The sequence below is a fragment of the Intestinimonas massiliensis (ex Afouda et al. 2020) genome (genome assembly GCF_900626285.1).
Classification (GTDB): Bacteria; Bacillota; Clostridia; order Oscillospirales; family Oscillospiraceae; genus Flavonifractor; species Flavonifractor massiliensis_A.
Window position 1 is genome coordinate 1,338,159 of the sequence record NZ_LR131147.1, and the last position, 13,572, is coordinate 1,351,730.

Annotated in this window: 12 protein-coding genes; 5 read left to right on the forward strand and 7 right to left on the reverse strand. The window is 62.3% G+C overall.

Annotated elements, in window-relative coordinates:
• Positions 1-97: 97 nt before the first annotated feature.
• The 4 genes from E0E41_RS06880 to E0E41_RS06895 are packed head-to-tail and all read left to right on the forward strand — an operon-like array spanning position 98 to position 4,387.
• Positions 98-1,600 carry an oxidoreductase gene (locus E0E41_RS06880; RefSeq protein ID WP_009257709.1) on the forward strand — a complete coding sequence of 501 codons (1,503 nt, stop codon included), beginning with the start codon at positions 98-100 and terminating at the stop codon, positions 1,598-1,600.
• The gene (locus tag E0E41_RS06885; protein ID WP_130869280.1) at positions 1,597-2,811 is read left to right on the forward strand and encodes a nitrogenase component 1; all 1,215 of its coding nucleotides are present in this window, start codon (positions 1,597-1,599) and stop codon (positions 2,809-2,811) included. The genes E0E41_RS06880 and E0E41_RS06885 overlap by 4 nt, the downstream gene beginning before the upstream one ends.
• Positions 2,808-3,605 (forward strand): P-loop NTPase, encoded by a 798-nt coding sequence (locus tag E0E41_RS06890; protein ID WP_130869281.1) that lies wholly within the window; start codon positions 2,808-2,810, stop codon positions 3,603-3,605. The genes E0E41_RS06885 and E0E41_RS06890 overlap by 4 nt, the downstream gene beginning before the upstream one ends.
• On the forward strand, positions 3,602-4,387 hold the full coding sequence (locus E0E41_RS06895; RefSeq protein WP_130869282.1) for a radical SAM protein: 786 nt from the start codon (positions 3,602-3,604) through the stop codon (positions 4,385-4,387). Before E0E41_RS06890 ends, E0E41_RS06895 begins: the two co-directional genes overlap by 4 nt.
• A gap of 106 nt (positions 4,388-4,493) precedes the next feature.
• Here the strand turns inward: E0E41_RS06895 and E0E41_RS06900 are convergent, their stop codons facing one another.
• The 3 genes from E0E41_RS06900 to E0E41_RS06910 form a co-directional block, all read right to left on the reverse strand.
• The gene (locus E0E41_RS06900) at positions 4,494-4,790 is read right to left on the reverse strand and encodes a helix-turn-helix domain-containing protein (protein ID WP_007493944.1); all 297 of its coding nucleotides are present in this window, start codon (positions 4,788-4,790) and stop codon (positions 4,494-4,496) included.
• Positions 4,787-6,598 carry a type IV secretory system conjugative DNA transfer family protein gene (locus E0E41_RS06905; RefSeq protein ID WP_024725273.1) on the reverse strand — a complete coding sequence of 604 codons (1,812 nt, stop codon included), beginning with the start codon at positions 6,596-6,598 and terminating at the stop codon, positions 4,787-4,789. Before E0E41_RS06905 ends, E0E41_RS06900 begins: the two co-directional genes overlap by 4 nt.
• Positions 6,599-6,751: 153 nt before the next feature.
• On the reverse strand, positions 6,752-7,438 hold the full coding sequence (locus E0E41_RS06910; RefSeq protein WP_130869283.1) for a DUF3991 and toprim domain-containing protein: 687 nt from the start codon (positions 7,436-7,438) through the stop codon (positions 6,752-6,754).
• A 324-nt stretch (positions 7,439-7,762) separates the two neighbouring features.
• Between E0E41_RS06910 and E0E41_RS06915 the strand changes: the two genes are divergently transcribed.
• Complete coding sequence (locus E0E41_RS06915; protein ID WP_024725194.1) at positions 7,763-8,785, forward strand: PDDEXK nuclease domain-containing protein; 1,023 nt, start codon at positions 7,763-7,765, stop codon at positions 8,783-8,785.
• A 33-nt stretch (positions 8,786-8,818) separates the two neighbouring features.
• Here the strand turns inward: E0E41_RS06915 and mobP3 are convergent, their stop codons facing one another.
• The 4 genes from mobP3 to E0E41_RS06940 all read right to left on the reverse strand — a co-directional run bounded on the left by mobP3 (position 8,819) and on the right by E0E41_RS06940 (position 13,570).
• Entirely contained in the window at positions 8,819-10,270 is a 1,452-nt protein-coding gene (mobP3, locus tag E0E41_RS06920) for a MobP3 family relaxase (protein ID WP_024725195.1), read from the reverse strand.
• A gap of 882 nt (positions 10,271-11,152) precedes the next feature.
• Positions 11,153-11,968, reverse strand: a complete 816-nt coding sequence (locus E0E41_RS06930) for a hypothetical protein (protein ID WP_024725197.1) — start codon at positions 11,966-11,968, stop codon at positions 11,153-11,155.
• On the reverse strand, positions 11,965-13,323 hold the full coding sequence (locus tag E0E41_RS06935) for a hypothetical protein (protein WP_024725198.1): 1,359 nt from the start codon (positions 13,321-13,323) through the stop codon (positions 11,965-11,967). The genes E0E41_RS06930 and E0E41_RS06935 overlap by 4 nt, the downstream gene beginning before the upstream one ends.
• Positions 13,310-13,570 carry a DUF6103 family protein gene (locus E0E41_RS06940; RefSeq protein WP_024725199.1) on the reverse strand — a complete coding sequence of 87 codons (261 nt, stop codon included), beginning with the start codon at positions 13,568-13,570 and terminating at the stop codon, positions 13,310-13,312. The genes E0E41_RS06935 and E0E41_RS06940 overlap by 14 nt, the downstream gene beginning before the upstream one ends.
• Between the last annotated feature and the right edge of the window lie 2 nt (positions 13,571-13,572).

Genomic DNA, 13,572 nt, shown 5'->3' on the forward strand with positions numbered 1-13,572 from the left:
GCCGGCCCTGCCGGTGCGCCTGTCTGCAAGCCGGCTCCGCGTCAGAATACGCGGGGCCGGCGATTTTGCTTTTTCCGGGCAGAGAGGAGAAATGCGCATGCGACAGCCTTTTTTTGAAGATCTGATGACCGCAATGTACCCCTCCGGCCTGCTGCACACCTTTGGTGTAAACGGGAAGATCTCCGGCAGCGTGGGGGCGGTGGGGGAAATGCAGGAGGTGCTTCCGCTCCTCCACAGCCCGCGGGGCTGTGGGTTTCACTACCGCTATTCCGCCCGGCGTCGGCACCAGCCCTTTTACAGCGTGCTGACCTCCAATCTGGAGGAGCGGGACATCATCTGCGGCGGGGAGGAGAAGCTCCGCCAGGCCATACGGGACGCCTGGAGCCGCTACCGCCCCGGGCTCATCATGGTGATCCCCTCCCCGATCAGCGACATTCTGAACGAAGATGTGCGCTCCGTATGCGCCGAGCTGCGGCGGGAGGGTATTTCGGTAGTGGGCGTCCAGTCGGAGCTCTTCTCCCACCGGGACAAAAACTACACCCGGAACCGTCTGAAAGAGCTGGCCCACCAGACCATCACCGGCGACAACCGGCTGGAGATGGAGCTAAAGGGCTGCGGCTTCACCGAGGCGCTCTACGCCCTGGTGGAGCAGGTGATGGAGCCGTCCGCTCAGATCCCGCACAGCATCAACATCGAGACGGTGGGCTGGGGGAGCGAGGGAAAGGCCGCCCTGCGGGAGCTGGAGGTCTTTTTGAACGGCTGCGGGATTCAGGTGAACACGTGGATCCCCAGCGCCCCCCTCTCCTCTCTGGTACACGCCCCGGCCGCGGAACTGAATCTGGTCAAGCGGGTTCGCTGGGCCAGACGCATGCGGGAGAAATTCGGAACCGCATACCTTCACATCGGCGGCGCGGGACGCTACGCCGGACTGGATGGAATCTGCACCTTTTACCGGGACATTGGACAGGCCCTCCGCATGGAGGCGGCGGTGGAGCCCGTCGTCCTGGCGGCGCGGGCCCAGGCCCTGGAGGAGACGGCGGAGGCCCGCCGCCGCCTGGGGCAGGCCCGGGCGGTTCTCGTCAGCCGCAGCATCCAGCAGGCTCCCTTCGAGCTCAAATCCTATGTGCGGGACTATGGCCTGTCGGTCTCCCATCTCTGTGTCATCCTGACCCCGGAGAGCCGTAAAAACCTGAATGTCACCCCCGCGCTGGAGGACAGCCTGCTGGCCCGGGTACGGGAGGCCGCCGCCCTCTACAGCCCGGAGACACAGCTCCTCCTGAACCCGGCAGAGGAGACGCTGCGCGGAATCTTCGCAGAGGCGGATGTGGTGGTGGGCACCGGCGACTTCACCTTGGAGGGGATGGGCGCGCCGCTGATCCCCGCGGTCAACGAAACCACCTCCCTCTCCTTTCCCTCCTATGTCCGCACGGTGCGTAGGATGTGCCGCCGCCTGGAGCACGGGACGGAGCGCAGCAGTCTTCTGCTGGGGAAAATGCCCTTCCAAAGCCGCCATTACCCACTGTACTGTAATCAGTCTAATCTGGCCGCCAAGGAAATGTGGTCCAGAATGTGGCTCAATCGAAAGGGGGATTCCGTATGAGGCCGGCCAGCGGCTGCAAGCTCTTTGGAGCTTATCAGGCTTTGGGTGGAATTCAGGACGGCGTTGTTCTGCTCCACTCCGTGGTGGGCTGCAATTTTGGCTCCATGTCTCTCCACGTTGCCCAGGATATGCGGGATATCCGGCAGACCTGCACCGTCATCAGCGACAGCGACGTGGTGTTCAGCGGCGAGGCCTCCCTGGAGCGGGCCGTCCGCTCCGCGCTGGAGCTCTTCCAACCGTCCGTCCTGTTCGTGGTCAGCGGCTGTGTGAGTGAGATGATTGGGGACGATATCCCCGCCGTCTTAGCCCGCATCCCCCATGAGGCGCCGCTGCTCCATGTGGAGGCGGCAGGCTTCCGTGGGGATGCGGCTCGCGGGCTGGAGGCTGGATGGCTGGCACTGCTCCCGCTGATGAAGCCCCCGGTCCCCCGGCCTTATCCCCGGCCCTATCCCCGTTCTGATCCCCGTCCCCTGGTTAATCTGATCGGGCTCGGGATGGATGACCCCCACGCCGCCGACGATGTTGAGGCCCTCCGGGCTATGCTCGCCCCCCAGGCCGCACTGGGCGCCGTGCTCTCCCGCTGTACGCTGGAGGAAGTGCGCCGCGCCCCCTATGCCGATGTGAACCTGGTGCTCCGTGGAAAGGGGCGTGAGCTGGCGCAAGCCATGAAGGAGTACTTCGGCATACCGTGGGAGGAACTTGATTACCCCTATGGCGCCGCCGGCGCGGACGATCTCTGGAGTCGGCTGGAGCGCCGCTTCGGTCTGGATTATCATCAGGCCCGGGCGGAGCTGGACCGTCAGATTGCAGAGGGAGCCGGAAAAGCCTACCGCTATTTACAGGCCCTCTACGGCATGCCAGCTGCGATCCTCGCCTCGGGGCCGCGGGCCGACGGTCTGCGGCGCTTTCTGGAGCAGGAGCTGGGGATGGAGGTGGTGTGCTTTGCCCGCCGGGAGGAGCTCTCCGACCAGGAGGACTTCTACCGGGAGCTGCGCGGCTCCGAGGCGGCGCTTCTGTTTGGCTCCTCCTTTGAGCAGGACGGTGCCGACGAGCTGGAAATTCCGCTGATCCGCGTGGATTACCCGGTGTTTGATGAGGTCTGTCTGACCCCCCGCCCCCACCTGGGCGGGCAGGGAACCCTCCATCTTCTGGAGGACATCTTCCGCGGCATCATGAACGGCCGCACCTTAAAGGGGGCGCTCTATCAGTGAAACGCATCTGCGTCTATGGAAAAGGGGGCATCGGGAAGTCCACCGCCGTGTCCAACCTGGCGGCGGCCATGGCCCAGGCCGGGAAACGGGTGGCGGTAGTGGGCTGCGACCCCAAGGCGGACTCCACCCGGGGCCTGATGGGGCGGCGCATCCCCACCGTTCTCGACCAGCTCAAGACCGGCGCCTCCGGGGAGATCGCCTTCACGGACAGCCGGGGCGTCCGCTGCATCGAGGCGGGCGGGCCGGAGCCGGGCACCGGCTGCGCCGGGCGGGGCATTATCGTGGCCATGGAGGAGATCCGCAGCCGCGGCCTGCTGGATGACCGGGATGTGGTGCTCTACGACGTGCTGGGGGACGTGGTCTGCGGCGGGTTCAGCATGCCGCTGCGGGAGCAGGTGGCCGACGAGGTGTATCTCGTCACCACCAGCGACTTCATGGCCCTCTACGCCGCAAACAACATCTGCCGGGGCATCCGCAAATACGCCCAGAGCGGCGGAATACGCCTGGCCGGGATCATCCACAACGGGCGCAGCAGCGTGGACAACGACGGCCTGCTCCAAGCCTTTGCGACGGAGCTGGGCACCACGGTGGCGGGAAAAATTCCCATGAGTCCCCTCATCGGCCAGGCCGAGCTGGAGCGCCAAACCGTGGTGGACAGCGCGCCGGACAGCGCGCCCGCCCAGGCGTTCCGCGCCCTGGCGTCCGTCCTCCTGGACAACCGCGGCGGCTGCATCCCGGAGCCGATGAGCGACGACGGGCTGGAAGCGCTCTGCCGGAAGGCGGCCCCGCTTTGATTCCGGCTGAGCACCCCTGCCTCTCCGCCCAGGCCCACTTCCGCTATGGCCGGATTCATCTGCCCGTGGCCCCCAGGTGCAACATCCGGTGCGGCTACTGCGACCGCCGCTATGACTGCGCCAACGAGTCCCGGCCCGGCGTCACTTCGGAGGTCATCTCCCCCGAGGCTGCCCTGGACCGCGTGGAGCGCGCCCTGCGCCTGGACAGCCGTCTGCGGGTGGCGGGGGTGGCGGGGCCCGGCGAGCCCCTGGCCAACCCCGCCACCCTGGAGACCCTCCGACTGGTTCGTTCCCGCTTTCCCGGACTCCTGCTCTGCCTGAGCACCAACGGGCTGGTTCTGTCTGATGCTTTGCCCGAACTGCTGGACTGCGGGGTTTCCACCCTGACGGTCACTGTCAATACCCGCTCCGTCGTCTGTGCCGGGCACGTCTACCGGACGGTGGGCGGCAGCGCGGATGCCGGAGCCATGGCAGCCTTTCTCTCCGCTCAACAGGAGGGCGTGGCCAAGGCCGCAGAAGCCGGACTTACGGTGAAAATCAACACCGTCGTCATCCCCGGCGTCAACACCGGGGAGATTGAGGGAATCGCCTGTTGGGCCGCCCGTGCGGGAGCCGCCGTCATGAACCTCATGCCGCTCATTCCCCAGGCCGATTTTCGGGGCTGTGAGCCCCCCAGCCGGGCGCTCCTGGAGGCGCTGCGCGCCAGGGCCCGTGTCCACATCCCCCAGTTCACCCACTGCAGACAGTGCAGGGCGGACGCAGTGGGTGTACCCGGAGAATAGACTGCTGCTTTTGATTGATAAAGCCTTGAAAGCGGCCATCTTGTAAGCACCTGCACAGATGTACAGGTTTTGAATAGCAGAAACTCGTGATCGCTATCAAATCGGATTAAGTCCGAGACAGCTCATCAGTCAGTTCAGCTTGTCCTACCTTTATTCGGTAACAGTTCGAGGTAATCCCCCCGCTCTCCCGAAATCTTGCCTGTTTCTCCACCCGGCCCTGGCGGATTAGCTCCGCCAGGGCCCGCTTTATGGTCGAACGGGAGAGGCTCAGATCTTTTGCCATGGTGCCTATGGCGTACCAGCTCTCGCCGTCTTTGTTTGCTCGGTCATGTAGGTAGACCAGCACCTGCTTGGCCCTGGCGTTCAGCTCCGGGTCATTGTAAATCTCATTGAAGTAGCTCATTTCTGTTTCTGTTCCTTTCCCATATGATAATTGACTGTCCCTGTCCGGAGGGGAAACGCCCGATAGATGGCGCTGGTCAGCTCCGCCTTGCTGGCGTAGTAGACCTTCCGGGCTGCCCGCTGGGGCACCTGGTAGGGCTCCCCAAAAGTGATCCCCCACTCCAGGAACAGCCGCAGGCGGGTCTGCATGGGATGGGTCCCGGTTTTCATGACGATGAAGTGTCCCTTGGGGATGGACTTGAGCTCATCCGGGGTCATGAGAGGCCGTTCAATCATCTGGAGGCTCTGGCTGGTATCGTTCTTCCCCCGGGAGATGGAACCACTCATCACGGTGCGGCTGCCCAGGGCCTTGGACAGCACCTCAGCGGTCTGGCTATTAGGGGCGAAGCCGCCGAAGATGGTGTCCTGGCAGTTATCCGTCAGGATCTCCGCCCCCTCCTTGCCGTAGTTCTTCTCCAACTGAGCCAGGGACTGGATGATGGGCACCAGGGTCAGCCGCCTGGAGCGGCCGGCTGAAAACAGGGGCAGGATGTCGAAGGCGGGCATGGTGCCCAGCTCGTCACAGAAAAATACCACCCGGTTGGGCAGCTTCCCGTCGTGCTCATCCGCCACGGAGAACAACTCCCGGCTCAGGGTCTGGATCATCAGCCCAGCCATGAAATTTTTCGTGGCATCTTCCTCTGGTAAAATCAGAAATATCGCAGATCTCTTCGAGGCAAAGCTCTCGGCGTCTATGGCGCTATCGAAGCAGAGCACCTGCTCCAGCTCCGAGTCCAGGAAGGTATTTAGCCGGGAGAGCACGGTGGACATGACGGAGGCCATGGACTGCTCGGCGGCGGTGAGGGCGGAGCCGGAGAACCACTTGGCCTTGTGCTCCTCCGGCAGGCGGTCCATGAGGAGCTGGAACTCGTTCTTGCCCGGCAGGATGCTGGGGGCTATCAGTTCCTGCACCAGCTTGAACACGGACACGATGTGCCGCCGCTCCCGCAGCTCACCATGGATCCTTTTGGGCGGCAAATATTCCGCCAGTAAGAGGGTCACAGCGGTAAGCACGCCCTCAGCTGCATCATAAAAATATTGATTTTGTGCGAAATTCTCCCCGTCTGGGTTGATGATAGTCTTTGAGAGAATCTTAGCATATTTTTCCGCCTTGGCCCGGGCAGCCAGGTTGGTGGGATCTTTCCAGCAGACATCCATGTAGTGGTTGATCAGGGTGAGCAGATTGTAGCCGTCGGAGCGGGTAGGGTTCCGAAGATCCACCACCGATACCTGGTAGCCGTAGCAGTCCCGGGCTATGGCGCCGTAGTTCCGGGCCAGATCTCCCTTGGTGTCACTTGAGAAAAAACTCATACCGCTGGCACAGGCGTACTCGATATTGGGGTACAGGAAATATGCGGTCTTGCCCACGCCGGAGGCGCCGATCATGAGGCAATGGACATCATCACAGTCCACTAGGGCCCGGATCCCACCGTGCTTCCACAGCTTCTCTGGGATGAGCGGATGGACTGTCTTCCCAAGCAAACGGAACTCCAGCGGAGCCGGGAGCTTTCCCACACAGCCCAGCACCAACCCCTGTGCGTCCGGGAGCTGCTCCCCCTTCCGCCACAGCGCGGGCTGGAAGGGTACGGAGTGGAAGGTCTTCCTCACCTCCGCCGGTGTGGCCCAGCGGGCGGTTCCGTGCTGGCCGTCGCCCACGTCCTTGCTCTTGATGCTGTCCAGGCTGCCCCGGCTGGAGAAGGCGGCGATGGCCGCCAGGGCTCCGAATACTGCTGCCAACAGGAGAATCAGCGTCCAGGTATCGTTACTCACGTGTATATCTCCCTCTTTCTGGTCATTCTCTGTGTTTGATCTATCTTCCAGTGTGACCTTCTTTGGTGGGCCAGGATGAACCGGGGCCCGGTCCAGCGGCAGGGCGCACCACCCCCTTGGCGGGCATGGTACGATTTCGGCACGGGGATGGGGCTACATGCTCTGCCCCATAGTCATGGCAGGGCCAGCCATGGTCTGCCCCTGCACCAGATCGTCGTTCCAGTCCTTATGCACAGGGAGCAGGATGCCGCTGTGGTATCCTGCTTCCTGCAACTCTTCCTGGATGCGCTTGGCCGCCGTCTGTCCGGGCTCGTCGTGATCCAGGCAGAGCACCACATCCCGGAGGCGGGTGTTCTGCTCCAGCATCCAATGCATGGCCTGGCCGCCGGTACCGCACAGGGCCACATAGCTGTGCTCCTGCCATCTGTCCGGGTACAGCGTGAGGAAGCTCAGCAGATCAATCGGGGCCTCAAACACATAGAGCAGGCCGTCCTGCCCCACGTGGTGGAAGCTGTGCTGGGGCCTGCTGCCTTCCACGTTGACCTTGAAAGACTTGCCCTGGCTGTTGGTGCTCCTCTTGTGGGCATGGCGGGGAACACCATGCTCGTCCGTGCCCACAAAGATGCAGTTGTGGTATTGAGCATCCTCGTACAGCAGGCCGGACCGGGCGAAGTGGGTGACCACCTCCCGGCTAACGCGGCGCTGTTTCATCAGGTAGGCGTACACACGGCGCATATCGGCGTTGGGCGGAGGCAGGGCGAAGGGCTTAGGCGGCTCCTCCCGCTTTGGCTCTGCGGCGGGATATGTCGCGCCCAATTCATTCCCCAACAGGAGCTCCATGGCCTCCTGGTAGCTTGTTCCGTAAAAGTGCTGGACAAAACTGACCGCGTGGCCGCCCCGCCGGGCAATATGGTCGTACCATTCGCTGCCCCGGACAGTAATATGACGGATCCTGGCCAGCCGGGACTCCCGCCCAGCGCGGAGCAGCTTCTCCCCCCGCCGCCGCAGGAACTCCTCCAGATCAACGGAGTTGGCCTGCTCCTTCTGTTCAGAGGTAAAGTGGATATAGGTTCCCGTGAGAAATCACCTCGGTTTTGGTTGCTGTCTTTCCCTGGATTGTGTAAAATAAAAGAAACAGAATTTGACTGTGCCAGGAGGCTGACCATGAACAAGCAGGATGAGATTTTAACTGTCAGCCCAGAGCAGACCTACCACGCCATCCGCGGCTCCATTGTGACTGCCCAGCACTCCGTAGCCAAAGCGGTCAACTCCGCCATGGTGACCGCCTATTGGGAGATCGGAGAGCAGATCTACAAAGCGTGTGGAGAAAATGACCGGGCGGAGTACGGAATCAGGCTCTTAGAATACCTCTCCGCAAAACTGACTGCTGAATTCGGAAAAGGCTTCAGTGTGCAGGAGCTCCGAAATATGCGCCAGTTCTATTGCACGTTTCCGATTCGCTCCACACTGTGGAGCGAATTGAGCTGGTCCCACTACCGCCTGTTGATGCGTGTATCAGACGAGAAGGCACGCGCATTCTATGCGGAGGAGTGTGCCAAATCGGCCTGGAGTGTGCGTCAGCTGGAGCGCCAGATCAACACCATGTATTACCAGTGGATCCTGGCCAGCCAGGACAAGGCGTCCGTCGCTGCGGAGATTCAGCGCAGAGAACCCAAGCCTGAGTACGAGAAGATCGTCAAGGATCCCTATGTCATGGAATTCCTTCAGATTCAGCCGGATACCCATGTCTACGAGAGTGATCTGGAGCAGGCCCTTATTGATCACCTCCAGCAGTTTCTCCTGGAACTGGGCCGCGGCTTTTCCTTCGTCTCCCGCCAGAAACGGTTTACTCTGGACGGGCAGAGTTTCTTTATTGATCTGGTGTTTTACAATTACATCCTCAAGTGCTTTGTGCTGATTGACCTGAAAACAGATACCCTGACCCACCAGGACATCGGCCAGATGCAGATGTATGTGAACTACTACACCCGTGAGATGATGAATGAAGGGGACAATCCGCCCATTGGCATTGTGCTGTGTGCGGAGAAAAACGACGCGGTGGTACGCTATACGCTGCCGGAAAACAACACCCAGATCTTCACCTCCAAGTACAAAACCTATCTGCCCACGGAGGATGAGTTGAAGCGGGAGCTTCGACTCGACTCCTTTCACAAGTTGGATGAATAGTTGAAGTTGGGGCTTGGACTGATCCGAGCCCCACTAGTTCATCCGCAGTTCCTCATGGTCATCCGCCTTATGTCCTAGGGCCATACGCTTCTCCCGGAGCATCCGGCGGCGCTTCTTGTCAATGTGCAGGCCAGTCTGGATGGCATCGGAGGCGGACTGCTCTCGGAAGATGCGGCCCATGTTGTGGAATAGCTGAAGGACACATTGGGCGGTATCCGCGTGGGATACCGCCCAATGTGTCTGTGTACGCTGGTGGTGCGTGACCTTCTGCTGTGGGTGATATGCCCCATGCGGCATACCGGATTGTGCAGGCGGTGTGCCAGATGGGGTAAACCCGTGTACCACCTCATCTGTTGTAGGCGGCTCACATCGCCCCAGCCGGAGCATCTCCCGTATGATCATGTTGCGCACGGCCTTGAACTCTTTCTGTTTGGAAAGGGGCAGGCGCTCCGGCAACTGCTCGGAGCAGGTGCGGCACACCTCCTCCCGCATCTGGTTCCACAGGTCATAGGCGGCCGCCACACGCTCGTCCTTTGCCAGCTCATCCACGATTGCGTCCACCAGTGCCTTGGCTACGGGCGGCAGGTAGCTGTACACCTTTTTGCCCTTGGTGTTCTGCAAGCGACGGGATAGTTCCAGAATCAGCCGCTCCAAATTTTCGTTTTGGAGCTGACCCTGTTCCATCTGCGCAATCAGCTCTGCCATGGCGCGCTCCGCATCCCGGCTCAGGGTATTCCGGTACTCGGTTTTCTGTTCGTAGACGTGGAGCAGATCCTGTTGGAAGATCCGCCGGCCGAAGGCGGACTTCACCTGCTGGATGCCCTGCTTGGTGAGGTAGCCCTCCTTGGGATCGGAGGAGAACACCACCATGTGGATATGGACGCTGTCCTCCTTGCGGTGGAAGGCGGCGTACCAGCGCAGGTATTCCAGCGGGATCTTGTACCCCCTGGCGATCTCCGGCACGCAGGCACACACCAGCTGCCGCCAGCTCTCCACGTCGTTGTAGCCCAGCCGCTCCGCGTCCTCCCGACGGATGGCCACCACCGGCGTCCACACGCTGCCGGTGTGCTCCGCCACCTCCCGGACGGCCTGGGAGAGATTGCGTACCTTGCCCCCGGCACACCACAGGCCGTGCTCACCATCCATCTGCACGCCGGGGCGGTGGGACACGTAGTCCAGGTAGTTCTCCATCCGGCTCATGGGCTCCGCGAAGTCCTCCTGCACTTGGCGAATGAAAGTATCGGCGTTTGCCTGGGTGGGTGCGTTCTGGTAGTCCTCGTATTCCAGCAGCTCCTCCGCACCGGGGAAGTCACGGAGGAGGCGCTGGATATAAGCCTGCTGCTTTTTCGTAGCAGGCTGGCCTTGTTGTTCACCCCTGAGTACTTCCACGCCGGGGCGGGTGGCGATGTAGCGGGCCCGGTTGGATAGCTTGGCTGTGTCCCTTCCGCCCTTCAGGTAGGGGGACATGAACCGGACGCGGCTCATTCGCCATCAGGAAAGATCTGGCGCTGGAGGTCTAGAGCGTCATCAAAACGGATCTTCCCGTTGGTGCGCAGCACCTCGTCCACCGCGTAGGCCCGCAGCTCCCGGCGGTTCACCGGATCTGCCCGGAAGTGGGCGGCCACGGTGTGGCCCATCATGTTGACCTCCACACACAGCTTGAACAGCAGAGTGCGCAGCCGGTTCTCGTTGTCCGCCAGCGTGCCCCGCAATGTGTCCACCAGAGCGCGGGAGAGATATTCCGAGGTGTCCTCCGTGGCCAGGTAGCCCNCCATCATGTTGACCTCCACACACAGCTTGAACAGCAGAGTGCGCAGCCGGTTCTCGTTGTCCGCCAGCGTGCCCCGCAATGTGTCCACCAGAGCGCGGGAGAGATATTCCGAGGTGTCCTCCGTGGCCAGGTAGCCCATGTAGAACCGCAGGGCCTTTTCGGCAAATTCCCCACGGCTTTTGCAGTTGTCCTCCTCCAGCCAGCCGTCCATCCGGCGGACAATGCCCGGCTTGAGCCAGAGGGTGATTTTCAGCCTGTTTTCCTCGTCCATGCTTCCTCCTTGTTCACCACGGCGGTGCAAAAGGGCCTCAACCGCCTGCAACGCCGTGTTTTTTCAAACGCACCACCGCTCTAAAACCCGGAACGGGCCTTTACCGACGGCGGTACCCAAATCCGGGAAAAGCCCCGCACTGCGGGGCTTTGTGGCCTGAGCGCCGGGGCTCACCACGGCGCTCCTTTATCCTCGTACTAAAATCGAACGCCCCAAACCGGGGCGAAACTGGCCCCAACGGGGCGGTTTCCCGTCTGGGCGGGGCCCCTGGCCCGCCCTCCTTCTGAAACCGGCACACAGGGCGCACACGGGGCCGACGGCGTGCTCACAGCTGGGCCAGGCTGGGGGCCTGGCGGGGCTGCGGTTCCTCCACCAGATACCGGGCCCGGAAATCTGCCAGCGCCATGCCGGTCTGTTCCAGGCAGTAGGCGTCCATCTTCTCCAGCAGCGCGGCCTGCTCCTGCTTGGCCAGCGGATACCGGAAGGCGAACTCATTGCCGTCTCCGCACACCAGGATGACGTCTAGTGCGGAGCACGGCCGGCTGGCGTTCAGGTCATAGGCGGCGTACACGTTGAGCCAGTCGTCGTTTTCCGCGGTCGCTACGTGGGTGCCAAAGACCGCGTCCGGGTCAAAGGTCACCGGCATATAGAACTGGAGCAGCCCACCGCACTCGGACAGATCCTCCGCGAAGCCAACCTCCCCCATGGGCAGCCGGTGTGTCCCGACCGTGAGCTCCGGCGGCTCGGCTTCCTCCGTTGTCAGCAGATGACTGTACTGCTGCGCCAGAGAACGGTCGGTGCGCCGCTGACAGCATGCCTCCATCTCCCCGCGCAGGACGTCTCGCTCCGCCCTGTTAAGCGGATACAGGAACGGATGCGCCTTCTTTCCAAAATTCCGGCAGAGGGTTATTTCTATGTGGTCCGCCACATCCTGAAGCGCAAAATCATAGGCAGTATGGAGGTTCAGCCAGTCACACAGTGAACTGGTATCCAGCTCCGAGCCAAACACCTCCTGCTGAACTTCTTTGCTGACACAGTCGAGCTGGAAATCCAGCGTGTGGCCGATACGCAGGATCTCCTCCGGGAACACCAAATCCCCCTGCCGCAGATCCCTGCGGTGGGTCAGTACGGGAACACTCACAGGCTCATCCCTCCCAGTACAGGCCCATTCTGCTCCGGCACGCTGTTTACCTGGGCCTGCTGTTCCGCCAGGCAGTCCAGGATCTCCTGGGCCTGCGTGTCCAGAAGGACGTCCTGTTTTGCCGCCCACGCCAGGTAGCCGTCCAGCTTCATACCCCGCTCCAGCAGGGCTTCCGCCGCCGCCTGCGCCTGCGCCCGCAGACACACGTTCATCGCCTCATAGTCCTCCGGCTGCACCCGCAGGCTGTCCCTTAGCAGATGTGCTACCCTCTGCTCGTCGTATGCAGCGAGCAGAGGGCGCAGCAGGGGGGCGGCCTGGTCACCCGGCTGGAGGCCCTTTTGGCGCAGCTCCGTGAGCATGGGCAGATCATGGGCATAGGCGGCGCCGCACAGCAGCCTGGAGGGTGCGGCGGCAACCTGCTCCGGCGTGGCCCAGCGGATAAGCTCTCTGGCCATGGCGCGGTTCTGCCCGAAGGCGTACCGGAGCACCTCACCGGGCAGGGCGGGGGACGGATTGGCCACCTTGTCCATTGTCTGATCCAGCATCATCTGCACCCGCTGGAGATCCCCGGTGTCCACCGCCCGTTTGCAGGCATCCAACCAGACGTCCTCCGGGTAGGGTGACTTTGTCCCAAGCATCAGTCTGGCCATCCGTTTGCCCACTGGGCCTGGCCTGCCTGCCGCTGCGGCCAGCAGGCTGCCCCGCTCTTCCGGCTTCGTGATCTGAACTGCCAGGGAGGAAAACGCATAGAGCTCCCCATCCCGGATGGCCAGCACCGCCCGGTCCGCCGTGCTCATGCGCAGGGGGCGGGCGCCCACCTCGTCCATATAGGCGGTGATGCTGCCGGTCATACGGCGCAGGAGCTGCTCCGTATTCGTCATCTGTGCCTCCTGCCGCATCCGCTGTTCCAGCAGCGCATCCATGAGTACCCGTTGCTCCTTCGGACTGAGATGGAGCACCACGCCCTCCGCTTTCGTGCTGTCTTCCATCTGCCGGTATCTGGCATAGGCACCTTGCTCACCGTGAAACGCCTTGGTAATGGCGGAGGAGATGAGGAACATCCGGTCCATGTCGGAGCCGCTCTCGCCCAGGGTCTTGCCCGTGGCGAAGCTTTTGATCACAGGCTTGCCGTCCTCCCCGTACCACTTCAGGTACACATCCAGGTAAATCCCCTCGCTGTCCCCGTAGTCCGTAGTGCAGAAGAGATCCGCATTCCTGGGGATCACCCTTCTGTCCTCCCAGTCGGCGTCCAGCAGAAAATACTCGTCCGGCAGATAGCCCATGCCCTCCAACCGGTGCTTCAGCTCCTCATAGACCTCCTGTCCAGTGCGGCCGCTCAGTTCAATGGTCTCCATCTGTCGCTTCCTCCTTCTGCATCTGTGTAGCCTTGGATGCCGCCGGCCGCCGACGCCTGTCCCGGTCCGGCCGGCACCGGGCGTCCAGGTAGGCCCGGGTCTCCGCCGGTACATAGGCCTCGTACAGCTCCTCCAGCGCCCGCTGGAGCTCCTTCTGGGGTGTGCGCTTGTTCTTAGCGGCCAGAAAATACCGGAGCGCGTCCAGCCGCTCCGGTTCCATGCTCACCGTCAGTTCTGTTTTTTCCATAG